Source organism: Streptomyces sp. NPDC002092, from assembly GCF_053593775.1.
This window is the reverse complement of record NZ_JBSFDG010000019.1, coordinates 80,517-103,522: the sequence shown is the minus strand read 5'-3', so window position 1 is coordinate 103,522 and position 23,006 is coordinate 80,517. Positions and strand designations below refer to the sequence as shown.

The 23,006-nt window shown below is 71.6% G+C and carries 21 protein-coding genes and 1 pseudogene; 17 read left to right on the top strand and 5 right to left on the bottom strand.

Features of this window, described 5'->3' with window-relative positions:
* Positions 1–250: 250 nt before the first annotated feature.
* A complete protein-coding gene (locus ACWCRD_RS35895) occupies positions 251–793 on the bottom strand; it encodes a hypothetical protein (protein ID WP_450969907.1) in 543 nt (180 codons plus the stop codon).
* A gap of 244 nt (positions 794–1,037) precedes the next feature.
* Here ACWCRD_RS35895 and fmt point away from each other — a divergent pair, with 244 nt between their 5' ends.
* The 14 genes from fmt to ACWCRD_RS35825 all read left to right on the top strand — a co-directional run bounded on the left by fmt (position 1,038) and on the right by ACWCRD_RS35825 (position 16,591).
* Positions 1,038–1,970: a methionyl-tRNA formyltransferase gene (gene fmt / locus ACWCRD_RS35890; RefSeq protein WP_450969906.1), complete on the top strand. Its 933-nt coding sequence runs from the start codon at positions 1,038–1,040 to the stop codon at positions 1,968–1,970.
* Between the two features lie 56 nt (positions 1,971–2,026).
* Positions 2,027–3,454: an RsmB/NOP family class I SAM-dependent RNA methyltransferase gene (locus ACWCRD_RS35885; protein ID WP_450969905.1), complete on the top strand. Its 1,428-nt coding sequence runs from the start codon at positions 2,027–2,029 to the stop codon at positions 3,452–3,454.
* A gap of 89 nt (positions 3,455–3,543) precedes the next feature.
* Positions 3,544–4,230 (top strand): ribulose-phosphate 3-epimerase, encoded by a 687-nt coding sequence (gene rpe, locus ACWCRD_RS35880; RefSeq protein WP_450969904.1) that lies wholly within the window; start codon positions 3,544–3,546, stop codon positions 4,228–4,230.
* Positions 4,231–4,308: 78 nt separating this feature from the next.
* A complete protein-coding gene (locus tag ACWCRD_RS35875) occupies positions 4,309–5,352 on the top strand; it encodes a sugar-binding transcriptional regulator (protein ID WP_450969903.1) in 1,044 nt (347 codons plus the stop codon).
* 46 nt (positions 5,353–5,398) lie between these two features.
* On the top strand, positions 5,399–5,710 hold the full coding sequence (locus ACWCRD_RS35870) for a barstar family protein (RefSeq protein ID WP_450969902.1): 312 nt from the start codon (positions 5,399–5,401) through the stop codon (positions 5,708–5,710).
* A gap of 131 nt (positions 5,711–5,841) precedes the next feature.
* Positions 5,842–7,284, top strand: a complete 1,443-nt coding sequence (locus ACWCRD_RS35865) for a GuaB1 family IMP dehydrogenase-related protein (RefSeq protein ID WP_450969963.1) — start codon at positions 5,842–5,844, stop codon at positions 7,282–7,284.
* A 73-nt stretch (positions 7,285–7,357) separates the two neighbouring features.
* On the top strand, positions 7,358–7,846 hold the full coding sequence (locus ACWCRD_RS35860; protein WP_450969901.1) for a GNAT family N-acetyltransferase: 489 nt from the start codon (positions 7,358–7,360) through the stop codon (positions 7,844–7,846).
* A gap of 233 nt (positions 7,847–8,079) precedes the next feature.
* Positions 8,080–9,582 (top strand): amino acid permease, encoded by a 1,503-nt coding sequence (locus ACWCRD_RS35855; protein WP_450969900.1) that lies wholly within the window; start codon positions 8,080–8,082, stop codon positions 9,580–9,582.
* A gap of 10 nt (positions 9,583–9,592) precedes the next feature.
* A complete protein-coding gene (locus ACWCRD_RS35850) occupies positions 9,593–10,045 on the top strand; it encodes an Lrp/AsnC family transcriptional regulator (RefSeq protein WP_030946804.1) in 453 nt (150 codons plus the stop codon).
* A 135-nt stretch (positions 10,046–10,180) separates the two neighbouring features.
* Positions 10,181–11,389, top strand: coding sequence for an MFS transporter (locus ACWCRD_RS35845; protein WP_450969899.1), 1,209 nt, complete (start codon positions 10,181–10,183; stop codon positions 11,387–11,389).
* A 56-nt stretch (positions 11,390–11,445) separates the two neighbouring features.
* On the top strand, positions 11,446–13,383 hold the full coding sequence (locus ACWCRD_RS35840; protein WP_450969898.1) for a nitrate- and nitrite sensing domain-containing protein: 1,938 nt from the start codon (positions 11,446–11,448) through the stop codon (positions 13,381–13,383).
* Complete coding sequence (locus ACWCRD_RS35835) at positions 13,380–13,757, top strand: DUF742 domain-containing protein (RefSeq protein WP_450969897.1); 378 nt, start codon at positions 13,380–13,382, stop codon at positions 13,755–13,757. Before ACWCRD_RS35840 ends, ACWCRD_RS35835 begins: the two co-directional genes overlap by 4 nt.
* Positions 13,758–14,046: 289 nt before the next feature.
* Entirely contained in the window at positions 14,047–14,835 is a 789-nt protein-coding gene (locus tag ACWCRD_RS35830) for a carbon-nitrogen hydrolase family protein (protein WP_450969896.1), read from the top strand.
* A 55-nt stretch (positions 14,836–14,890) separates the two neighbouring features.
* On the top strand, positions 14,891–16,591 hold the full coding sequence (locus tag ACWCRD_RS35825) for a flavin monoamine oxidase family protein (RefSeq protein WP_450969895.1): 1,701 nt from the start codon (positions 14,891–14,893) through the stop codon (positions 16,589–16,591).
* Here the strand turns inward: ACWCRD_RS35825 and ACWCRD_RS35820 are convergent.
* Together ACWCRD_RS35820 and ACWCRD_RS35815 are read right to left on the bottom strand one after the other, a co-directional pair.
* Positions 16,588–17,517 carry an LLM class F420-dependent oxidoreductase gene (locus tag ACWCRD_RS35820; protein WP_450969894.1) on the bottom strand — a complete coding sequence of 310 codons (930 nt, stop codon included), beginning with the start codon at positions 17,515–17,517 and terminating at the stop codon, positions 16,588–16,590. The genes ACWCRD_RS35825 and ACWCRD_RS35820 overlap by 4 nt on opposite strands.
* 34 nt (positions 17,518–17,551) lie before the next feature.
* On the bottom strand, positions 17,552–18,238 hold the full coding sequence (locus ACWCRD_RS35815) for a DUF5995 family protein (protein WP_450969893.1): 687 nt from the start codon (positions 18,236–18,238) through the stop codon (positions 17,552–17,554).
* A 162-nt stretch (positions 18,239–18,400) separates the two neighbouring features.
* Between ACWCRD_RS35815 and ACWCRD_RS35810 the strand changes: the two genes are divergently transcribed.
* Positions 18,401–19,516: a glycoside hydrolase family 6 protein gene (locus tag ACWCRD_RS35810; RefSeq protein ID WP_450969962.1), complete on the top strand. Its 1,116-nt coding sequence runs from the start codon at positions 18,401–18,403 to the stop codon at positions 19,514–19,516.
* Positions 19,517–19,603: 87 nt separating this feature from the next.
* Here the strand turns inward: ACWCRD_RS35810 and ACWCRD_RS35805 are convergent.
* Positions 19,604–19,883: pseudogene (locus ACWCRD_RS35805) on the bottom strand (nitrate reductase); the annotation flags it as partial.
* A gap of 124 nt (positions 19,884–20,007) precedes the next feature.
* Between ACWCRD_RS35805 and ACWCRD_RS35800 the strand changes: the two are divergent.
* On the top strand, positions 20,008–21,267 hold the full coding sequence (locus tag ACWCRD_RS35800; protein ID WP_450969892.1) for an alginate lyase family protein: 1,260 nt from the start codon (positions 20,008–20,010) through the stop codon (positions 21,265–21,267).
* A gap of 99 nt (positions 21,268–21,366) precedes the next feature.
* A complete protein-coding gene (locus tag ACWCRD_RS35795) occupies positions 21,367–21,825 on the top strand; it encodes an acyl-CoA thioesterase (protein WP_450969891.1) in 459 nt (152 codons plus the stop codon).
* Here the strand turns inward: ACWCRD_RS35795 and ACWCRD_RS35790 are convergent.
* Positions 21,785–22,996 carry an MFS transporter gene (locus ACWCRD_RS35790; protein WP_450969890.1) on the bottom strand — a complete coding sequence of 404 codons (1,212 nt, stop codon included), beginning with the start codon at positions 22,994–22,996 and terminating at the stop codon, positions 21,785–21,787. The genes ACWCRD_RS35795 and ACWCRD_RS35790 overlap by 41 nt on opposite strands.
* Positions 22,997–23,006 lie beyond the last annotated feature (10 nt).

Sequence of the window (23,006 nt, the reverse complement as noted above, 5' to 3'; positions counted from 1 at the left end):
CCGAGTGGCTGGGGTCGGGTGCGGCCGTCGGGCCTCGGGCGAGGCTGTGCGACGTCGGGTGGGACCGCCACCCGGCCTGAGGGGCCGCTGCCCGGGCACGTCCGACGGTTCCCGAAGGCGCATCCCGGGGTGTTCCCGAGAGAGCGTGGCCGCTGCTGTGCGCGGCGTATTTTGCCCCCGATCCCCGAGTCGTGCTCCGACGTGCAGCTGCCCTCCCGGGGCCGGCCGGGAGGGCAGGAGGAGAGGTGGTTCAGCCGTTCCGGGGGCCGGGGAAGGCTGTCGGCCTGGCCTCGTCGCGCAGGGACGGGCTGCCGGCCGTCGGCTGGGTCGGCATGGAGCGCGCGGCGGGGACCGTCGGCACCGCCGCGATGCCGGTGTTGACACTGACCGTCCGGGAGCCCGCCGACTCAGCGGTCCGCTCGGTCTCGGCGGCCGCCTGGGCCGCGGCGCGACGGGCACCGTAACGGCGGTGCACCGCCTGCTTGGTGACCCCGAGTGCGGAACCCACCGCGTCCCACGAGAAACCGAGGGAGCGGTCGAAATCGACCGCGGCCGTGACCAGGGTCTCGACACTGTCCCGCAGCTCCTGCGCGAGACGGACCGTCGGGGCGGGAGCGCGCCCGTACACCACGAAGCCCGTGGAGGGGCCGGAGCGGCGCGGGCGGTAGACATTCCCCAACTGCGCGGTGAGCGTGCGCAGTGCGTCCACCTGCCGGCGGACCCGCTCGATGTCCCGCACCAGCAAGTGCAGGCTGGCCCGAGCCTGGGCGTCGTGGGTTGCGTGGTCGGCCATGAACAAGCCTCTCGAACCGGCGTTGAAAAGGATCCGGGCCGCGCGATCGCGGCCCGTTGTGGTCAACTCTTTCTTGACCAACGTGTTTTTGCTTCGGGGGTCACGGTCTGGGGGCGTAGGGGCATATGCGTACGCCCCCCAACGGGCAGGTTCGCGCCTCGGGCGCAGGCGTGGAGCTTTCCGTGCGTGGTCATAGACTTGTGCGTTGCCGCAACAGCCCCCGTCCGAGAGGCCCCGCCCACCCATGAAGCTCGTCTTCGCCGGTACCCCCGAGGTCGCCGTTCCCGCTCTGGACGCTCTCATCGCCTCCGGGCGGCACGAGGTGGCCGCCGTCGTCACGCGGCCCGACGCGCCGGCCGGGCGGGGGCGCAGGCTGGTCGCCTCGCCCGTGGCGCAGCGGGCGCAGGAGGCCGGGATCGAGGTGCTGAGGCCGCTCAAGCCGAGGGACCCGGAGTTCCTCGAGCGGCTGAGGGAGATCGGGCCCGACTGCTGTCCCGTCGTCGCCTACGGGGCGCTGCTGCCGCGCGTCGCGCTCGACGTCCCCGCCCACGGCTGGGTCAACCTGCACTTCTCGCTGCTGCCCGCCTGGCGGGGCGCTGCGCCGGTGCAGCACTCCATCATGGCGGGCGACGAGATCACCGGCGCGTCCACCTTTCTCATCGAGGAGGGGCTCGACTCCGGGCCCGTCTACGGCACCGTGACGGAGGAGATCCGGCACACCGACACCAGCGGCGACCTGCTGACCCGGCTCGCCTTCGCCGGCGCCGGGCTGCTCGCCGCGACCATGGACGGCATCGAGGACGGCACCCTGAAGGCCGTACCGCAGCCGAACGAGGGCATCACCCTCGCCCCGAAGATCACCGTCGAGGACGCCCGGGTCGACTGGACCACCCCGGCGCTGCGCGTCGACCGGGTGGTGCGCGGCTGCACTCCTGCGCCCGGCGCCTGGACCACCTTCCGCGGCGAGCGGCTCAAGCTCATCCAGGTCACGCCCACTCCGGACCGGACCGACCTCGCGCCGGCGCAGTTGGCCGTCGGCAAGAACAGCGTCCACGTCGGCACCGGTTCGCACGCCGTCGGGCTGCTGTGGGTGCAGGCCCAGGGCAAGAAGCCGATGCGGGCGGCGGACTGGGCGCGCGGGGTGCGGATCACGGACGGGGAGACGCTCGGCGGGTAGCGAGCGGGACGTACCCTTGGTGCGTATCCACATCAGACATCCGGAGCACCTTTTTCGTGAGCGACACCTCCCATGGGCCCCGCAAGCCCGGCAAGCCCCACCGTCGGCCCAAGAAGGACCCCGTCCGCATCCTCGCCTTCGAGGCCCTGAGGGCCGTGGACGAGCGGGACGCGTACGCCAACCTCGTGCTGCCGCCGCTGCTGCGCAAGGCGCGGGAGAAGGAGGGACCCGACAAGTTCGACGGGCGGGACGCGGCGCTGGCGACCGAGCTGGTGTACGGGACGCTGCGACGGCAGGGCACCTACGACGCCGTCATCTCCGCCTGTGTGGACCGGCCGTTGCGCGAGGTCGACCCGCCGGTGCTTGATGTGCTGAGTCTCGGTGTGCATCAGCTGCTCGGGACGCGGATCCCGACCCATGCCGCCGTCTCCGCCTCCGTCGAGCTGGCCCGGGTCGTGCTCGGTGACGGGCGGGCCAAGTTCGTCAACGCGGTGCTGCGGAAGGTCGCGCAGGACGACCTGGACACCTGGATCGAGCGCGTCGCACCGCCCTACGACGAGGACCCCGAGGATCATCTGGCCGTCGTGCACTCGCATCCGCGCTGGGTCGTCTCCGCGCTGTGGGACTCGCTCGGCGGCGGGCGGACCGGCATCGAGCGGCTGCTGGAGGCGGACAACGAGCGGCCCGAGGTGACCCTGGTCGCGCGCCCCGGGCGGGCCACGACCGAGGAACTGCTCCGGGAGGAGGCCGCCGTCGCGGGGCGCTGGTCGCCTTATGCCGTGCGGCTCAGCGAAGGCGGTGAGCCCGGTGCGATCGAGGCCGTCCGCGACGGTCGCGCGGGTGTGCAGGACGAAGGCAGCCAGCTCGTGGCGCTGGCGCTGGCCAACGCTCCGCTGGACGGGCCGGACGGGAAGTGGCTCGACGGATGTGCCGGGCCCGGCGGCAAGGCGGCGCTGCTGGGTGCGCTGGCCGCCGAGCGGGGGGCGACCCTGCTCGCCTCCGAGAAGCAGCCGCACCGGGCCGGACTGGTGGCGAAGGCCCTGCGCGGCAACCCGGGGCCCTACCAGGTCATCGCCGCGGACGGCACCCGTCCTCCGTGGCGGCCCGGCTCCTTCGACCGCGTCCTGATGGACGTGCCCTGCACCGGGCTCGGCGCGCTGCGCCGGCGGCCCGAGGCGCGCTGGCGGCGCCGTCCCGAGGACCTGGACGGCTTCGGGCCGCTGCAGCGGGCCCTGCTGCGCACCGCGCTGGAGGCCGTACGGGTCGGCGGCGTCGTCGGCTACGCCACCTGCTCGCCGCACCTCGCCGAGACCAGGGCCGTGGTAGACGACCTGCTCAAGCAGCACCCCGAGGCCGAGCTGATCGACGCACGCCCCCTGCTGCCGGGCGTACCGGACCTCGGCGACGGCCCCGACGTACAGCTGTGGCCGCATCTGCACGGAACCGACGCCATGTATCTGGCGCTCATCCGGAGAACCGGCTGACTCCGCGCAGCGCCGTCCGCACCATCGTATGAACGTCTCAGGTCCGGACCGGCGCGAACAAACGTGCCCGGACATGGCAGGCTTGGGTCATGGCCGTGCAGATCAATCCCAGCATCCTGTCCGCCGACTTCGCCCGCCTCGCGGACGAGGCGAAGGCGGTCGAAGGAGCCGACTGGCTCCATGTCGACGTCATGGACAACCATTTCGTCCCGAACCTCACGCTCGGCGTGCCGGTCGTAGAGTCCCTGGCCCGTGCGACGGACACCCCGCTGGACTGCCATCTGATGATCGAGGCCCCCGATCGCTGGGCCCCGCAGTACGTCGAAGCGGGGGCCTCCTCCGTCACCTTCCACGTCGAGGCGGCCGCCGCGCCGGTGCGGCTCGCCCGGGAGATCCGGGCCAAGGGCGCCCGCGCCTCCATGGCCCTGAAGCCCGCCACGCCCATCGAGCCGTACGAGGACCTGCTCCCCGAGCTCGACATGCTGCTGATCATGACGGTTGAGCCGGGCTTCGGCGGGCAGGCGTTCCTCGACATCATGCTTCCCAAGATCCGCCGCACCCGCGAGCTGATCAGCAAGCACGGCCTCGAAATGTGGCTCCAGGTGGACGGCGGAGTCTCCGCCTCCACCATCGAGCGCTGCGCCGAGGCCGGTGCGGACGTCTTCGTCGCGGGTTCGGCGGTGTACGGAGCGGAGGACCCGGCGCACGCGGTACGTGCACTGCGCACCCAGGCGGAGACGGTGACCGCCAGGGCGAGCTGGGCGTGCGACCACTGAGCCAAGACAACGTGAACGGCGCCCATCAGGGCGGATCAAGTGCGCCGAATCTGCAAGGATGAACGGCGAATCCAGAGTGTGAACAGCAGTGAGGAGATCGCCGTGTCGGGTATGTCGGCGGGCCGGTCAGCAGTGCGGATGGGACCCGCTGAGCTGGTGCAGGCGGCGGCCATGGCCCGCCGCTTCTACCTCGAGGGCAAGTCCAAGATCCAGATCGCGGAGGAGTTCGGCGTCAGCCGCTTCAAGGTGGCCCGGGTCCTGGAGACCGCTCTCGAACGGGATCTCGTGCGCATCGAGATCCGGGTCCCGGCCGAGCTGGACGCCGAGCGCTCGGACGCGCTGCGCGCCCGCTACGGCCTCAGGCACGCCGTCGTGGTGGAGTCCCCGGCCGAGGCCGAGGAGACGCCCGACCCGGAGAACCTCGGTGAGGTGGCCGCCGACCTGCTCGGCGAGCTCGTCAACGAGGGCGATGTGCTGGGCCTTGCCTGGGGCCGCTCCACCATCCACATGGCCGCGGCCCTGGACCGGCTGCCGCCGTGCACGGTGGTGCAGCTGACGGGCGTGTACGACGCCGGGACCGCCGAGCGCGGCTCCGTCGAGGCCGTGCGCCGCGCCGCCCAGGTCTCCGGCGGCGACGCCCACCCCATCTATGCGCCGATGCTGCTGCCGGACGCGGCGACCGCGGCCGCGCTGCGCCACCAGACCGGGATCGCCCGGGCCTTCGAGTACTTCGACAAGGTCACGGTCGCCTGTGTCTCCATCGGCTCCTGGGAGCCCGGCATCTCGACGGTGCACGACATGCTCAGCGACGAGGAGCGCGCGCACTACGCCTCGCTCGGTGTCGCCGCCGAGATGTCCGCGCACCTCTTCGACGCGCAGGGCCGCCGGGTCGGACGGGACCTGGGCGAGCGGTGCATCACCGTCAAGACGGACCAGCTCCGCCGTGTCCCCGAGGTCGTCGCGATCGCGGGCGGGGCGCGCAAGGCGTCCGCCATCGACGCGGTGCTGCGCTCCGGGCTCGTCACCAGCCTGGTGACGGACACGTCGGCCGCGGACGTCCTGATGACGGCGGGCCCGACGCCGAAGCCGGCGCTCAACAGGGCCGACCCGGACGGGATCTGACAGGTGATCAGGAAAGTCGCCAAGACCCGTTCGGGGCGGTACTGAGATGGCGGAACTCGTGGTCACGCTGGACCTCGACGGGGTCACGGACAAGGCGGGTCTGATGGACCGCTGCGTGGACGCCCTCCAGTTGCCCGGTTGGTTCGGCCGCAACTGGGACGCGCTCGTCGACAGCCTCAGCGACATCTCTGTCTGGCCCGAGGGAGCAGTGGACGGGCTGCTCGTGGTCGTACGGAACTGGCAGTCGTACGCGAAGGCGCGCCCCGAGGAGTGGGAGGTCGCGGGAGAGGTGTTCTCCGCGGCCATGGACCGGATGCCGGCGCTCACGGTGGCACTCGCCCTTGGAGGAACCTCCTAAGGCCCCTCTGACCTGCCTGGATGATCTGCCCGTGTATCGCGTTCCGGTCGACATGGGACAATGAAGTACGTGCTCTTCCCCCTGGCTGACCTGTCCGGGGGCCACCTCTGATCGACTGGGATGTGCAGCACGTGCGTTTCCTCAACGACATCCAGCCCGCGTACGACCTGACGTACGACGACGTCTTCATGGTCCCGAGCCGCAGTGCGGTCGGCTCGCGGCAGGGTGTGGACCTCAGTTCCCCGGACGGCACGGGCACCACGATCCCGCTGGTCGTCGCCAACATGACCGCCATCGCCGGCCGCCGCATGGCCGAGACCATCGCCCGGCGCGGTGGCCTCGTCGTCATCCCCCAGGACATTCCGATCGAGGTCGTCACCGAGGTCGTCTCCTGGGTGAAGAGCCGCCACCACGTCCTGGACACCCCGATCGTGCTGGCCCCGCACCAGACCGTCGCCGACGCGCTGGCCCTGCTGCCCAAGCGTGCGCACAACGCCGGAGTGGTAGTCGACGAGGACGGCCGGCCCGTCGGCGTCGTCACCGACCAGGACCTGACCGGCGTGGACCGCTTCACGCAGCTCGAGGTCGTCATGTCCCGGGATCTGCTGCTCCTGGACGCGGACATCGACCCGCGTGAGGCCTTCAACCGCCTCGACCACGCCAACCGCCGCTACGCGCCCGCCGTCGACAAGGACGGCAGGCTCGCCGGCATCCTCACCCGCAAGGGCGCCCTGCGCGCCACGCTGTACACGCCCGCCACCGACGCGCAGGGCAGGTTGCGCATCGCCGCCGCCGTCGGCATCAACGGCGATGTCGCGGGCAAGGCCAAGCAGCTGCTGGACGCGGGCGTGGACACGCTCGTCATCGACACGGCGCACGGCCACCAGGAGTCGATGATCAGCGCCATCAAGGTGGTGCGCGCCCTCGACCCGCAGGTCCCGATCGTCGCCGGCAACATCGTCGCCGCCGAGGGCGTGCGCGACCTGATCGAGGCGGGCGCGGACATCATCAAGGTCGGCGTCGGCCCGGGTGCGATGTGTACCACCCGCATGATGACCGGCGTCGGCCGCCCGCAGTTCTCCGCGGTCCTGGAGTGCGCGGCCGAGGCGAGGAAGTACGGCAAGCACGTGTGGGCCGACGGCGGTGTCCGGCACCCGCGCGACGTCGCCATGGCCTTGGCGGCCGGCGCGTCGAACGTGATGATCGGTTCGTGGTTCGCGGGCACCTACGAGTCCCCGGGCGACCTGCAGCAGGACGCGAACGGCCGACTCTACAAGGAGTCGTTCGGCATGGCCTCCGCGCGTGCGGTCCGCAACCGCACGTCGGAGGAGTCGGCGTACGACCGCGCCCGCAAGGCGCTGTTCGAGGAGGGCATCTCCACCTCGCGGATGTTCCTCGACCCGGCCCGTCCCGGCGTGGAGGACCTGATCGACTCGATCATCGCGGGCGTCCGCTCCTCCTGCACCTACGCCGGTGCGAACTCCCTGCAGGAGTTCGCCGAGAAGGCGGTCGTCGGCATCCAGAGCGCGGCCGGTTACGCGGAGGGCAAGCCGCTGCACGCCAGCTGGAGCTGAGCCAAGTCCCTTGCCGACGGCCCCCGTTGAAAATCGGGGGCCGTCGGCATGTCCGGGCTCTACCGTCGAGAGCATGGAGATCACCGTCTGCCGGGCTGCCGATGTCGCGCTGCTCGACCAGTACATCCCTTCGCCCGGAGTCACCTCATTCCACGCCGGGCGCTTCGCCCGGCAGGAGGCGGGGGACTGCACCTATCTGCTCGCCTGGCTGGAGGGCCGGCCCGTGGGGCACGCGGAGATGCGCTGGATCGGCTGCGAGGCGCCCGAAGTCGCCGTGGACTGCCCCGAGATCGGCGGGCTGGGCGTCTGGCCCGAGCACCTCCGCTCGCGCGGAATCGGCACCCAACTGATCCGAGCGGCCGAGGAGTTGGCCCGGGACCGGGCCCTGCCGCTCGTCGGCATCGGTGTCGGCAGGGACAATCCGCGGGCGGCCGCGCTGTACGCGCGGCTCGGGTATCGCCCGGTGACGGACTACCTCGACCGCTATACGTACGTCGACGCGGACGGCGCCGAGCGCGAGTGCGTCGACGCCTGCACCTTCCTGGTGAAGGAGCTGCACTGAGCAGCCGTACGCAACACTCGGCAAGCCCCGTGCAACGAACGCCCGCCGGGATGCCATGAACGCAACGAACTTGCACGTATGCGCAAGGTTGCTGCATTTCGCCTGCGAAGGCCTGCCCCGTAGGGTCATGCCCTGTACGTGGCGTGGCAGGGACCCCGCTCGGTGGGTCCCTGCTCGCGCGGGGACGCCGCCGGTCCCCGCCGCCCTGACCGCAGTGACGAAGGAGTCAGCGCGTGCTCGATCAAGGCGCACCCCCGCAGGACCGCACCACGAACGCCCCACCGTCTTCGGGCGTCGGCGCGCGCCTCATGCGTCGCAAGCCGGTGGAACGCCTGGTCGCGGAGGGCGGCCAGGGTGAGGGAGGGGCCCTGCGCCGCTCCCTCGGACTGTGGCAGCTCACCATGATCAGCATCGGCGCCACCCTCGGCACCGGCATCTTCGTGGTCCTCGGCGAGGCCGTGCCCAAGGCCGGTCCCGCCGTCACCCTGTCCTTTGTGATCGCCGGTCTGACCGCGCTCTTCTCGGCCCTCTCGTACGCCGAGCTGGCGGGCACCATCCCGGTCGCCGGGTCCTCGTACTCGTATGCATACGCAACCATGGGTGAGCTGATCGCCTGGATCTGCGGCTGGTGTCTGGTCCTGGAGTACGGCGTCTCGGTCGCCGCCGTGGCCGTCGGCTGGGGCGAGTACCTCAACGAACTGCTCGACGGGACCATAGGCGTCACCATCCCGGACGCCCTGTCCGCCCCGCCGGGCGACGGCGGCATCTTCAACCTGCCCGCGCTGATCGTGGTCCTGCTGGCCATGGCGTTCCTGCTGGGTGGCGCACGGGAGTCCGCCCGCGCCAACACGATCATGGTCTGTGTGAAGATCGCCGCGCTGGTGCTGTTCTGCGCCATCGGCATCCAGGGCTTCAGGTCCGGGAACTACGCGCACTTCATGCCGCTCGGCATGGCGGGCGTGAGCGCTGCCGGTGCCACGCTCTTCTTCTCCTACATCGGCTTCGACGCCGCCTCCACCGCGGGTGAAGAGGCCAAGAACGCGCAGCGCGACCTGCCGCGGGCCATCATGCTGTCGCTGGTGATCGTCACCGCGCTGTACGTGCTGGTCGCCGCCGTCGCCGTCGGTGCCAAGCCCTGGCGGCGGTTCAACGACTCGGAGGCCGCACTCGCCCAGATCATGCGCGACGTCACCGGCCAGACCTTCTGGGGCACCCTGCTCGCCGCCTGCGCCGTCATCGCCATCGCGAGCGTCGTGCTGACCGTGCTCTACGGCCAGACCCGCATCCTCTTCGCGATGTCCCGGGACGGGCTGGTCCCCAAGGTGTTCGGCAAGGTCCACCCGAAGACCGGCGCGCCCCGCGCGGGCACGGTCATCGTCTCGCTGTTCTGCGGTGTCCTCGCGGCGGCGATCCCGCTCGGCCAGCTCGCCGACGCCACCAGCATCGGCACCCTCTTCGCCTTCGCCCTGGTCAACATCGCCGTGGTCGTGCTGCGCCGGACCCGGCCGGGCATGCCCCGCACCTTCCGGGTGCCGCTGTCGCCGATCCTGCCTGCGATCGGTTTCGTCCTCTGCGTCTGGATGATGGGCAGCCTGTCCGCCGTCACCTGGGTGGTCTTCGGGGTCTGGATGGCGGTCGGGCTCGTGTTCTACTTCGGGTACGGCTATCGCCGCTCCCGCCTTGCCACGCGAGCAGAACTCGCGACTCCAGACGTACACGCGACTCCAGAGAAGTGAACCACCAGCAGTGCTGAACGATCTCGACGAACGCATCGTGCACGCCCTCGCCGAGGACGCCCGCCGCTCCTACGCGGACATCGGGCAGCTCGTCGGCCTGTCCGCACCCGCCGTAAAGCGGCGCGTGGACCGGCTGCGCGCCACCGGCGCCATCACCGGCTTCACCGTACGGGTGGACCCGGGGGCGCTCGGCTGGGAGACCGAGGGGTTCGTCGAGATCTACTGCCGGCACAACACCTCGCCGGAAGTCATCCGGCGAGGTCTTGAGCGCTATCAGGAGGTCGTGGCCGCCTCCACCGTCACCGGCGACGCGGACGCGATCGTGCAGGTCTTCGCCTCCGACATGCGCCACTTCGAGCGGGTCCTGGAGCGCATCGCAGGGGAGCCGTTCGTCGAGCGCACCAAGTCCGTGCTGGTGCTGTCGCCGCTGCTGCGCCGCTTCTCGTCGGGGTCACCGACATAATCACCGGACGGGATCGCCGCACGCGCCTACCATCGGTGCCATGACCTGGCGACATTGATCCACCAGCCGTGCCTCCCGAGGGCCGCCTCGGACGCCGTACCTCCGGCATCCGATCCGTCCCTGCGGGAAGGCCTCATGACACTCTCACCTGCGCGCGTGCCCGCCGTCACCGGCGTCCGCCGGCTCACGGCCACGCTGTACGGCTACGCGTTCCTCGACGACTTCGTCCTGCTCTACCCGGTGTACGCGCTGCTGTTCAGCGACACCGGTCTGTCCGTCTGGCAGATCTCCTCCCTCTTCGCCCTCTGGTCGATCACGGGCGTCGTTCTGGAGTTGCCCTCCGGCGCCTGGGCCGACGCCGTCTCCCGGCGGCTGCTGCTCTGGCTCGGCCCGCTGCTCACCGCGGCCGGCTTCACCCTGTGGGTGCTCACCCCGTCGTACTGGGCCTTCGCCCTGGGCTTCGTCCTGTGGGGTGCCCGCGGGGCACTCGGCTCCGGCGCGCTGGAGGCGCTGGTGTACGAGGAACTGGAACGGCTCGGTGAGGCCGACCGGTACGCCAGGATCATGGGCCGGGCCCGGGCCGCCGGACATGTCGCGATCATGGCGGCCATGGCGCTCGCCGGACCCGTGTTCGCCTGGGGCGGCTACCCCGCCGTAGGAGCGGCGAGCGTGCTGGCCTGCCTGGCGAGCGCCGCGACGGCGACCCGCTTCCCGGAGGACCGGGCGGCGCCGAAGGCCGACGCGGAGGCCTGGTCCACGACCCTGCGGGAGGGGCTCACCGCGGTCCGCCGCGACCGGTCGCTGCGCGGAGCGCTCCTGCTCGTCCCGGCGGTGGGGGCCGTGTGGGAGGCGCTCGACGAGTACACGCCCCTGCTGGTGCGGGACACCGGCGTGGCGGAGACGACGGTTCCCTGTCTGCTCCTGCTGATCTGGGCGGGAGCGACCGCCGGAGGCCTGCTGGCCGGGTCCTGGGAACGCATGGGTACGGCAGGACTGGCGGCGGTCCTCGCGGTGGCCGCCCTCGCCATGGCCGTGGGCGCCGCGGCGCGTACCCCTCACGCCCTCGTCCTGCTCGCCCTCGCCTTCGGCGGTTTCCAGCTGGCGACCGTACTGGCCGACGTCCGTCTCCAGCAGCGCATCGACGACACCCGCCGGGCCACCCTGACCTCGGTCGCGGGCCTGGGCAGCGACCTGGCCACAGTCGCGGCGTACGGCGGCTACGCGGCGATCGAGACGAGAGCCGCGCACAGCACCGCGTTCGCGCTGTTCGCGGTGCCTTATCTGGTGACGGCGATGCTGCTGGTGCTCAAGTGGCCATTGCGGTTCCGGCGGAGCTTCCCGTAGGTTGTGCGGCGTCGTTACCGACGGGTAGCACTGGCGAGTAACTCCGGGGAGTGAGCATGCGCCGGCTCATCGGCCGTCCCAGCACGGTACGCGCCCGGATCGTCGCGCTCGCGTTCGCTCCCGTGCTGGCGCTGCTGGTGCTGTGGAGCTTCGCCATGGTCTCGGTCACCGGGGAGCTGCGCGCGCTCGTCCGGGTGCAGGGCGTCTACGAGGAGTTCGGCACCCCCGTCGACACGGCGATCGGACAGATCCAGATCGAACGGCGGCTGTCGGCCGTGTACTTGGGCACGGACAGCCGTACGCCGCCCGTCGCCGGCCTGCTGGAGCAGCAGCGCCGTACGGACCGGGCCGTGGACGCCATGCGCGACGCGATCCGGTCCGGGGACCGCGGCCGGCTCTCCGCCCGGCAGCGGCAGGCGCTGGACGCCATGGCCACGACCGTCGGCAGGCTGGAGGGGCTGCGGGAGCGGGTGCTGTCCCGGGACATCTCCTGGGACCGGGCGGTGAGTGAGTACAGCGCGCTGGTGGAACCCGCCTTCGACGTCGAGTCGACGCTCACCGCCCTGCAGGCGGGGCAGCTCGCGCGGGAGGCCCAGGTCGTCGTCGAGCTGGTCCGGGTACGGGAGTTCGTCTCGCGGGAGGACGCGCTGGTCGCCGGGGCGCGGGCCGCCGGGACACTGACCGACCGGCAGTACGACACGCTCACGGCGACCGTCGAGGACCGACGGGTCTTCGAGCGGACGTATGTGCCGGACCTGCCGGGCGACTCGCGGGCGCTGTTCGAGGCGTTCCAGCGCGGGCAGCTGCACCGGAAGCTGGTGACGAGCGAGGACGCGCTGCTGCGGGCCGGAGCTGCGGGTGCGGGGAACGCCGTCGCGGCCGACTCCTGGCGTTCCACCACCGACCGGGCGGTCAAGCAGTACATGCTGCTGTGCACCCGGTCCGCCATGAACTCCGCCGGGCGCGGGCGGCAGTTCGCCTACCGGGAGCTGACCAGGGCCGCGGCGGTCGGAGTGGTCGGACTGGCCGCCGTAGGGCTGTCGCTGTGGTTCGCGGTGCGGGGTGCGCGCCGGATCTCGCGGCGGCTCGAGACGCTGCGGGATGCCGCCGATCTGCTGGCCACCGGCCAACTGCCCGACGTCATGGCCAGGTTGAGTGCGGGCGAGGACGTGGACGCGGTCACCGAGGCGCCGCCGCTCGCGGACGGGGAGGCGGGCGCCGACGAGATCGGCGACGTGGGGCGGTCCTTCAACGCCGCGCGTCTCGCGGCCGTAGAGGCGGCCGTGCAGCAGGCGAACCTGCGCCGTGGGCTCTCCGCGGTGCTGCTCAACATCGCCCGCCGCAACCAGTCGCTCGTGCACCGGCAGCTGAAGCTCGTCGACACGCTGGAGCGGCGCACGGACGACCCGGACGTTCTGGAACAGCTCTTCCGCATCGACCACCTCACCACCCGGATGCGGCGCCACGCCGAGAACCTGATCGTCCTCTCCGGCTCGGCGCCCGGCCGCAGATGGCGGCGCCCGGTGCCGGTCGCCGACGTCGTCGCCTCCGCGGTCGGTGAGATCGAGGCGTACGCCCGGGTCGAGGTGCCGCCCATGCCCCCGGTGGGCGTCGCGGCGGACGCCGTCGCCGACGTCGTCCATCTGATCGCCGAGCTGATCGAGAACGCCACGGTGTTCTCGCCGCCGGACACCCGCGTGACCATGCGCACCGCACGGGCCGACGGCGGCTTCGTCCTGCAGATCGACGACCGGGGGCTCGGGTTCGACGCCGGGCAGCTGGAGGAGGCGGAACGGACGATCGGGAATCCCGGCGGCTTCGATCCGACCCGGCACGACCGGCTCGGGCTGTACGTCGTGGGGCGCCTCGCCGCCCGGCACGGAATCGAGGTGGCCTTCGGGCCGTCGCCGTACGGCGGGACGACGGCGGTGGTGACCCTGCCGGAGGGCGTAATGGCGGAGGAGGGCGTGGCGGCGCGGGCGTCCCTGCCGTGAGCGACGAGCACTGGTACGAGGACGAGACCGGGGCGATGGTGCGGCCGTACACCGTCACTCGGGGGCGGACCCGCCCCTCCGACGGGCATCGAATTGATCTGATGGCGCGGATCACTGCCGTGGGTGGGGAGGTGCGGCCGGGGGTCGACCATGCCGGGGCCGCGCTGCTTGCCCTGCTACGGGGTCGGTCCCGGCCGGTGGTGGAGCTGGCTGCGGATGCGGATCTGCCGCTTACGGTGCTGCGGGTGTTGCTGGGGGATCTGGCCGAGGCCGGGCTGGTGCGGGTGGATGCGCCGGGGCGCGGCGCTGCGGGCGGGGCCGCGGATGATCCCGCATTGCTGCGGGAGATCATTGAGCGGTTGCGTGAGCTTTAGCGGTGCGTGAGGTTGTCGGTCGTCTGTCGGTGCGTTGTGGCTGGTCGCGCCCGCGCGGCGGAGCCGCATATCGACACAGCCCCGCGCCCCTGGGGGAGCTGCAGGACCCGGCGCCTGAAGGGTGCTCCGGGGCTCGGCGGCTGAAGGGGCGCAACGAATCGCCGTCTGACAGGCCCCGTACGCAACGAACCGCTCACCAGCGCGCAACGGCTTCTTCTTGCTGGGCCCAGGCCCGCGACCGTACCGTCTAAATGGCCCCAGAACCCCTCCGTACCGCTGAGGAACACGCATGCGTACCGCCCTGCTCCAGAGCTCCGGTCGTCCCGGGTCCGTCGCCGAGAACCTCAAGGTGCTCGACGCGGCTGCCGGGCGGGCCGCTGCCGCGGGTGCCCTGCTGCTGGCCGCGCCGGAGATGTTCCTGACCGGGTACGCGATCGGCGACGACATCGGCCGCCTCGCCGAGCCCGCCGACGGTGAGTCCGCGGACGCGATCGCCGACATCGCCGGACGGCACGGGCTCGTGATCGCGTACGGGTACCCGGAGCGGGACGGCGAGACCGTCTTCAACTCCGCGCAGATGATCTCCGCCGAGGGGATCCGTCTCGCGAACTACCGCAAGACCCACCTCTTCGGCGGCTTCGAGCGCGACCACTTCACACCGGGCGAGCAGCCGGTCGTCCAGGCCGAGCTCGGCGGGCTCACCGTCGGCCTCATGATCTGCTACGACGTCGAGTTCCCGGAGAACGTCCGCGCCCACGCACTGGCCGGCACCGACCTGCTCGTCGTGCCGACGGCCCAGATGCACCCGTTCCAGTTCGTCGCCGAGTCGATGATCCCGGTCCGGGCCTGGGAGAGCCAGCTGTACGTCGCGTACGTCAACCGGGTCGGTCAGGAAGGCGAGTTCGACTTCGTCGGGCTCTCCGCGCTGGCCGGTCCCGACGGGGTCGCCCGCGCCCGCGCCGGACGCGGCGAGGAGCTGGTGTTCGCCGACGCCGACCCCGCCTTCCTCGCCGCCTCCCGCGAGGCGAACCCGTATCTGAAGGACCGCCGCCCGGGCCTCTACGGGTCCCTCGTCTGAGTCCCTCGCCCCGAACCCCTCACCCCGTACTTTCCGTGCAAGGAGTCCGTACCCCATGACGTCCACCGTGCCCAACGCCGTCGAGCACGCAGACGAGCAGCAGCTGCCGCCGATCACCATGTTCGGCCCGGACTTCCCGTACGCGTACGACGACTTCCTCGCCCACCCCGCGGGCCTCGGCCAGATACCGGCGACCGAGCACGGCGCCGAGGTCGCGGTCATCGGCGGCGGACTGTCCGGCATCGTGGCCGCCTACGAGCTGATGAAGATGGGCCTCAAGCCGGTCGTGTACGAGGCCGACCGGATCGGCGGGCGCCTGCGGACCGTGGGGTTCGAGGGCTGCGACCCGTCCCTGACCGCCGAGATGGGCGCGATGCGCTTCCCGCCGTCCTCGACGGCCCTGCAGCACTACATCGACCTGGTGGGACTCGAGACCCGGCCGTTCCCCAACCCCCTTGCGGAGGCGACCCCTTCGACCGTCGTCGACCTCAAGGGGGAGTCGCACTACGCCGAGACGGTCGACGACCTGCCTCAGGTCTACCGCGATGTCGCCGAGGCGTGGAACAGGTGCCTCGAAGAGGGCGCCGACTTCTCCGACATGAACCGCGCCCTGCGCGAGCGCGACGTGCCGCGCATCCGCGAGATCTGGGCGAAGCTGGTCGAGAAGCTCGACAACCAGACCTTCTACGGCTTCCTCTGCGACTCCGAGGCCTTCAAGTCCTTCCGCCACCGCGAGATCTTCGGCCAGGTCGGCTTCGGGACGGGCGGCTGGGACACCGACTTCCCCAACTCCATCCTGGAGATCCTGCGGGTCGTCTACACCGAGGCCGACGACCACCACCGCGGCATCGTCGGCGGCAGCCAGCAGCTCCCGCTGCGGCTGTGGGAGCGTGAGCCCGAGAAGATCGTCCACTGGCCGTACGGGACGTCCCTGAAGTCCCTGCACGTGGACGGCGAGCCCCGCCCGGCCGTGACCCGGCTGCACCGCACGGCGGGCAACCGGATCACCGTGACCGACGCGAACGGCGACATCCGCACCTACCAGGCGGCGATCTTCACCGCCCAGTCCTGGATGCTGCTGTCGAAGATCGCCTGCGACGACTCGCTCTTCCCGATCGACCACTGGACGGCGATCGAGCGCACTCACTACATGGAGTCCAGCAAGCTCTTCGTGCCCGTCGACCGCCCCTTCTGGCTCGACAGGGACGAGGAGACCGGCCGGGACGTCATGTCGATGACGCTCACCGACCGCATGACCCGCGGCACCTACCTGCTGGACGACGGCCCGGACAAGCCCGCCGTCATCTGCCTCTCCTACACCTGGTGCGACGACAGCCTGAAGTGGCTGCCGCTGTCCGCGAACGAGCGGATGGAGGTCATGCTGAAGTCGCTCGGCGAGATCTACCCGAAGGTCGACATCAGGAAGCACATCATCGGCAGCCCGGTGACCGTGTCCTGGGAGAACGAGCCCTACTTCATGGGCGCGTTCAAGGCCAACCTGCCCGGCCACTACCGCTACCAGCGGCGACTGTTCACGCACTTCATGCAGGACCGGCTGCCCGAGGACAAGCGGGGCATCTTCCTCGCCGGCGACGACATCTCCTGGACGGCCGGCTGGGCCGAGGGCGCGATCCAGACCGCGCTGAACGCGGTCTGGGGCGTCATGCACCACTTCGGCGGCGGGACCGACGCGACCAACCCGGGGCCGGGCGACGTGTACGACGAGATCGCGCCGGTCGAGCTGCCGGAGGACTAGAGACCGGCGGCGCGCACGGACTCGTAGAGCTCGGCGGCCACGTCCTTCAGCTCCTGGGCGTCCCGTGCGCCGCCCTGCAGCTCGAAGAAGAACTCGTCGAGGCCGCTTTCGGCGTGGGCGGCGAGATCCTCGACGAGCTGGGCGACGCTGCCCTGGAACGGGGAGCGGTCGGCCCCGTCGTACGCCTTGGGCGTGTACCCGGCGTTCACCCGTACCACCGTCTCGATCGGCCCGGTCCGGCCGCGCTCGGCCGCCAGGTCCTGCAACTGACGCCACTGCGTGGCCAGTTGCTCGGCACCCATGGCGATCGGCATCCAGCCGTCGGCGCGGTCGACGAGCCGGGTCATCGCCTTCCTGCTGTTGGTGGGCAGCAGGATCGGGATGGGACGGGCGGGCTTGGGGCCGACCACGGCCGAGGCGATCTTGGTGATCCGGCCCTCGTACGCCACCGGGTCCGGGCCCCACACCGCCCGGCAGACGTCGATGATCTCGTCCAGGACCCGGCCCCGCTCCTCGAAGGGTGCCACGCCCGCGGCCGCGTACTCGTCGAGCGACCAGCCCGTGCCGAGGCCCGCCAGCACCCGGCCGCCGCTCGCCGCGTCCAGCGTGGCGAGCGACTTGGCCAGCTGGAAGGGGTTGTGCAGCGGGGCCACCAGGATGCTGGTGCCGAGCCGGGCCCGGTCGGTCGCCGCGGCCGCCAGGGTCAGCGTCACCAGGGGGTCGGGCACGCCCCGGTACACGTCGGGCCACGGCAGGCCCTCGACGCCGTACAGACCCTGGGTCGCGGGTTCGGGGAAGAGGGCACGCTCGTAGACCCACAGGCTCTGATAGCCGATCTGTTCGGCGGTGCGTGCCACGTCGGGCACATCGCGTCCGATGTCGTACTGCCGCGCTTGGGGAAGGCTCAGCCCCAGCCGAATGGCCATGCGTCTGCTCCTTTGCGTCGGTTCAACAGTCAACTTAACTCGGAAGCGGTGTGAGCAACATGCGGCCTGCGAAGCCCACCGCCGTATCCAGCCGCTCGGTGAACTCCGCCGCGACATCGGGCAGTCCGCGCAGCGCCCACAGTGCCCGTGCCGCGGTCCAGGTGGCGTCCCGGGCGCGCTCCAGGCTCCAGGCGCCGAGCAGATGGGTGAGCGGGTCCGCGATCTGGAGGAGGTCGGGGCCCGGCATCAGATCTTCGCGGATGCGCTCCTCCAGCGAGACGAGGAGGTCGCCCACGCGATCGAACTCGTCCTCAAGTTCGGCCGGTTCGCAGTCCAACGTACGGCAGCTGTCCACGACGGCGAGCGCCAGATCGTGGCCGATGTGCGCATTGATGCCCGCCAGGGCGAACTGCAGCGGTCGTACTCCGGGATGGCGGCGGAGCTGGAACAGGGGCCGCCAGCAGGCCGGCGGGTGCCGCTCTGCGGTGACCGCGTCGACGGCGGCGAGATAGCGCTCGGCGAACCGTACGTCCAGCGTGGTCGCCGCCCGCGCGTCCGCGAACCGGTGGGCGTCGATGCTCCGGTCGACGGCCTCGGTGACGGCGAGGTAGACGCGGTTGAAGACCGCGACACCGTCCCGTTCGGGCAGGGTCGCGTCGAGGGCGCGCATGCGGGAGACTACTGCGTCTACAGAAGTGGTGAACTGTTCCAATTGCGCCATGGGGGAAGGGTCCCAGTCCTAGGCTGATGGGGGTGTCGGCGGGCCCGGCGCTTCCCCAGAACGGGGGAACGGAGCGGGGGGAGCGGCACGGTGTCAGGCTTACGCGCGCAGCGGCTGGCCGCACGCAGGGCCGAGCGCAGACGGGCCAAACGGCGCGGCGCCATGGCCGCGGCGGCCTGGGTCGTGGTCGCCGTCGGCACCGCGACCGGCATGATGTCGGCGCTCGACGACGGACGCGGCGCGCAGCAGGCGAAGCCCGAGGTGACCAGTTCGCCGCAGCTCGAGCAGCTGCCGGTGGTGCCCTCCGTACCGGCCACGGCCACCAAGTCCGCGTCCCCGCCGTCGGGTTCCCCCACGAAGGCCGGTCCTTCGCCGACCAGGACGGAGCCGAAGCGGCAGCCCGCCGCGGTGTCCGCCCTCCTCTACCGGCACTCCGACTCGCAGGTGCTCGACTGGGTCCGCGACCATCCGGACGACCCACGCACACCGGTCATCGAGTCCCGGATAGCCGACCAGCCGGCCGCCGTGTGGTTCGCCGACTACACGCCGGCGACCATCACGTCCCGCGTCCGCGCGGTCACCTCGGACGCCGCGGCCGAGGGCCGGGTGCCGGTCGTCGTGCCGTACGCGATACCCGGCCGCGACTGCGGGGGCGCCTCCAAGGGCGGGGCGCCCGACCTCGCCGCGTACGACGCCTGGATCGACGGCTTCGCGGCGGGGCTCGGCTCCGGTGAGGTCGTCGTCGTGCTGGAGCCCGACTCCATAGCCCAGTCCCACTGCCTCTCCGACCGCGCCCGCGCCGACCGCTTCGCCTCGCTCGCCCGCGCGGGCCGGGTCCTGAAGGCCGCGGACCCGAAGGCGCGGGTCTACTACGACGCCGGGCACTCCGGCTGGAACCCGGCCGCGCGGCAGGCGGCACTGCTGAAGGAGGCGGGCGCCGCCTCGGCCGCCTCCTCCGACGGAATCTTCAGCAACGTCTCCAACTTCCGGACGACGCCCGACGAGGTCGCCTACGACCGCCAGGTCCTCGCCGCCCTCGGTGGCCCCGCGGGCCTGGGCGCGGTCATCGACACCAGCCGCAACGGCAACGGCGCCCCCGCCGACGGCGAGTGGTGCGACCCGGCGGGCCGCAGGATCGGCCGGGCGCCCACGCTCAGCACCGGCGAGGCGCGCATCGACGCCTATCTGTGGGTGAAGCTGCCGGGGGAGTCGGACGGTTGCAAGGGGGCTCCGGGCACGTTCAGCCCGTCGTACGCCTACGACTTGGCCTCGTCGTAGGAGGACGCGCCCTCGTCCAGGAGCGGCTGCTGGGTCTTGAGATGCGCCGGCGCGAAGGCGCGCAGGGTGTGGTGGCCGGTGATGAGGGATGACGGTGATGCCGCCGAGGACGCCGCCCGGGATCGCGGCCGCGACCGCGCCGAACTTCGGGCAGAGACCGAAGAGGAGGGCGAAGCCGGCGGCGGCCCACCGGAACAGCGCGACGCCGACGACCAGGACCGCGCCGGTCACCGTGGCGCTCGTACCGTCCTGGGCGCGGATCACGGCGGCCACCCCCCACGAACGACAGTGAGCAGCCCAGACAGCTGGGCACCCGGCCGCGGGGCGCGAGCAGGAAGATCACGGTCGCGACGCCCGGCACCATGATTCTCCGTACATGGAAAGCTGTCCGGACCATTGTCACGGCTACCTGGCGCCTCTACGCTCGCACGGCCCTACTCATGAACTGCGTTCACATTCCTGACCATTCGTTCGATGGATCGGAGTGCTCGATGAGTGGAAGATCCCGTGCCGCCGTCCTGCTGGCCGCGGCGGTGACCTTCGCGGCCGTCCTCGTCCCCTCCGTGCACGCGGCACCCAGGGTCCCCGACACGGCCGTCCTCGACGGCGTCCGGCTGCAACGGACCAAGCTCCGCCTGGACCAGGGCGATGCCCAACTCAAGCTCGCCCTAAGGGGGTTGACAGCCCGCGCCGACAACTGGCTGACGCAGGGCCCCTGGACGGTCGTCGACAAGCCCAGACCGGCACCCGGCGGCGACCTCCACGACTATCTGAGCCAGGCCCCCTACTGGTGGCCCACCCGGACCCCGACGGCCGACAATCCGTGGGGCTGCCCGTATGTCCAGCGGGACGGACAGCGCAACCCCGAGGTCGACTCGGGAACCGACCGTCAGGACGTCGGGAAGGTCTTCGACTCGACCTACGACCTGTCCCTGGCCTGGTACTACACCGGGAAGCGGGCCTACGCCCAGAAGGCGGCCCAGGTCCTGCGCACCTGGTTCCTCACCCCGGCCACGCGTATGAACCCCAACCTCGACCACGCCCAGTTCATCCCGTGCAGATACGACGGCCGGGCCATCGGCATCATCGACTTCTCGCAGTCGTACACCAGTGTCGTCGACGCCCTCGCGATCCTCGGCACCGGCGCCCCGGGCTGGACGAAGACCGACCGGACGGGGATGGCGAAGTGGAACGCCGACTTCCTCGACTGGCTGAAGAACAGCACCTTCGGCAAACAGGAGGGCGCGGCGGCCAACAACCACGGCACCTTCTACGACATGCAGCTCGCCGCCCTCGCCTGTGCGACCGGCGACCGGGCACTGGCCCGGCGAACCGTTCTCGACGCGCGCACCAGACGCATCGACCCGCAGATCGCCGCCGACGGCAGCCAGCCGCAGGAACTCGCCCGGACGCGGAGCTGGCACTACTCGACCTTCGACCTGGTCGCGTACACCCGGCTCGCGGCGATCGGCCGGCACGTCGGTGTGAACCTGTGGACCTATCAAGGCCCGGACGGGCAGGGGCTGTTCAAGGCCGTCGACTACCTCCTGCCCGCCGCGACCGGCTCCGCCGCATGGCCGCACCCGGAGCTGGAGTTCCACCGCTACGCGGCGAGCGACGTCGTGCACGCGGCGGCGGACGCGGGCGACAAGGCGGCGCAGCAGGCGGTCCCCAAGCTGGAGACACCGCCCGGCGGCGACCTCTGGGCGCTGCGCCCGGCGGCCGAGCAGCTGGACTCGATAGCGGGCTGACCAGGGCCTTTCCGACGGCCCTCCCGGCCGGGGCTCCTGAGCGTCCGCTTAGGATGGAGTGTCCCCACCGCTTCGTCCCCCTGCTCAGGAGCCCCACCCGTGACCGCCGAAGCCACGATCGCTCCCGCTCTGTCCCACGGCCGGCTGATCCCCGTCACCGTCCACTTCGACGACCTGGACGCCCTCGGCCTGCTCCACAACGCCCGCTACCCGCTGATGGTCGAACGGGCCTGGGCCGAGCTGTTCCAGGAGCACGGCTTCAGCTTCGAGGGTGACTGGGCCGCGGCAGGGGACGCCTGCAACGCGGTCAAGGAGCTCCGGATCAGCTACGAGGCCCCGGTCACCCGGCCGGGCGCCTACGCCGTCCACCTCTGGCTGGAACGGCTCGGCACCACCGGACTGACCTACGGCTTCCGGTTCTGCTCCGCGGACGGCTCGCTGACCTACGCGCACGGCATCCGGGTGCTGGTCCGGCTGGACCCGGAGACGATGCGGCCCGCGCCGTGGAGCGAGCGGTTCAGGGCCGCGGGTCGGGAACTGCTGCGCTCGGACGGCTGACCTCCGGGCGGCTGCGGTCGCCGGTGCGCAGGACGCCCGCGAAGGCCGCAAGACCGCACACCAGGGCCGTCACCAGCACGAACGACACCACCAGGCTCGTGGCCTGCGCCACCCCGCCGATGAGGCTGGGGGCGATCAGGCCCGAGGTGTACGTGATGGTCGCGACGCCCGCGATGGCCTGACTCGGGTTCGGGCCGCTGCGACCGGCCGCCGCGAAGCACAGCGGCACGACGACCGCGATACCGAGGCCGAGCAGCGCGAAGCCGCCCATCGCCACGGCCGGATGGCCCGCGACGACGATGAGCAGCCCGCCCATGACCGCCAGTGCGCCGCTCGCCCGCACGGTGCGGACCGCACCGAAGCGGTCGACGACCACGTCTCCCACGAGCCGGGCCACCGCCATGGTCAGCATGAAACCGGTCGTGCATGCGGCCGCCAGGCCCGCCGAGGTGTCGAGCTGGTCGCGCAGATAGACCGCCGACCAGTCGAGACTGGCTCCCTCGGCGAAGACCGCGCAGAAGCCGACGGTGCCGATCAGCAGCGCGGACTTCGGGGGCAGCGCGAACCGCGGCGGCGGCTCCTCGTCCTCGGTCGCCTGCACGTCGAGCACCCAGCGGCAGGCCAGCACGCCGAGCAGGGTGAGGGTGGCCGAGGCCAGCGCGAAGTGCAGACGCGCGTCCGAACCGAGGTGCGCGGCGAGTGTTCCGGCCGCCGAGCCGATCAGCGCGCCCGCGCTCCACATGCCGTGCAGGCTCGACATGATCGACTTGTCGAGCAGCCGCTCCACCTCGACACCGAGCGCGTTCATCGCGACGTCGGCCATGCCCGCGCTCGCCCCGTAGGTGAACATCGCCAGGCACAGCGTGAGCATGTTCGGCGCGAGCGACGGCAGGACGAGCGCCAGCGTCCACAGTGCGATCAGGCCGCGCAGCGCCGTACGGCTGCCGAAGCGGTGACTGATCCGCCCGGCCAGCGGCATGGAGCAGGACGCGCCGAACGCGGTGAAGGCGAGGGCGAAGCCGAGCTGTCCCGCACTCAGCGAGGCATGGTCCTGGACCCATGGCACGCGGGTCGCGAACGAACCGGTGACGGCCCCGTGCACGGCGAACACGGCGGCCACGGCGTACCGGCTCCGCCTCACCTCGCGCAGGTCGTAGACCACGTCGCCCATTCTCGGCCCC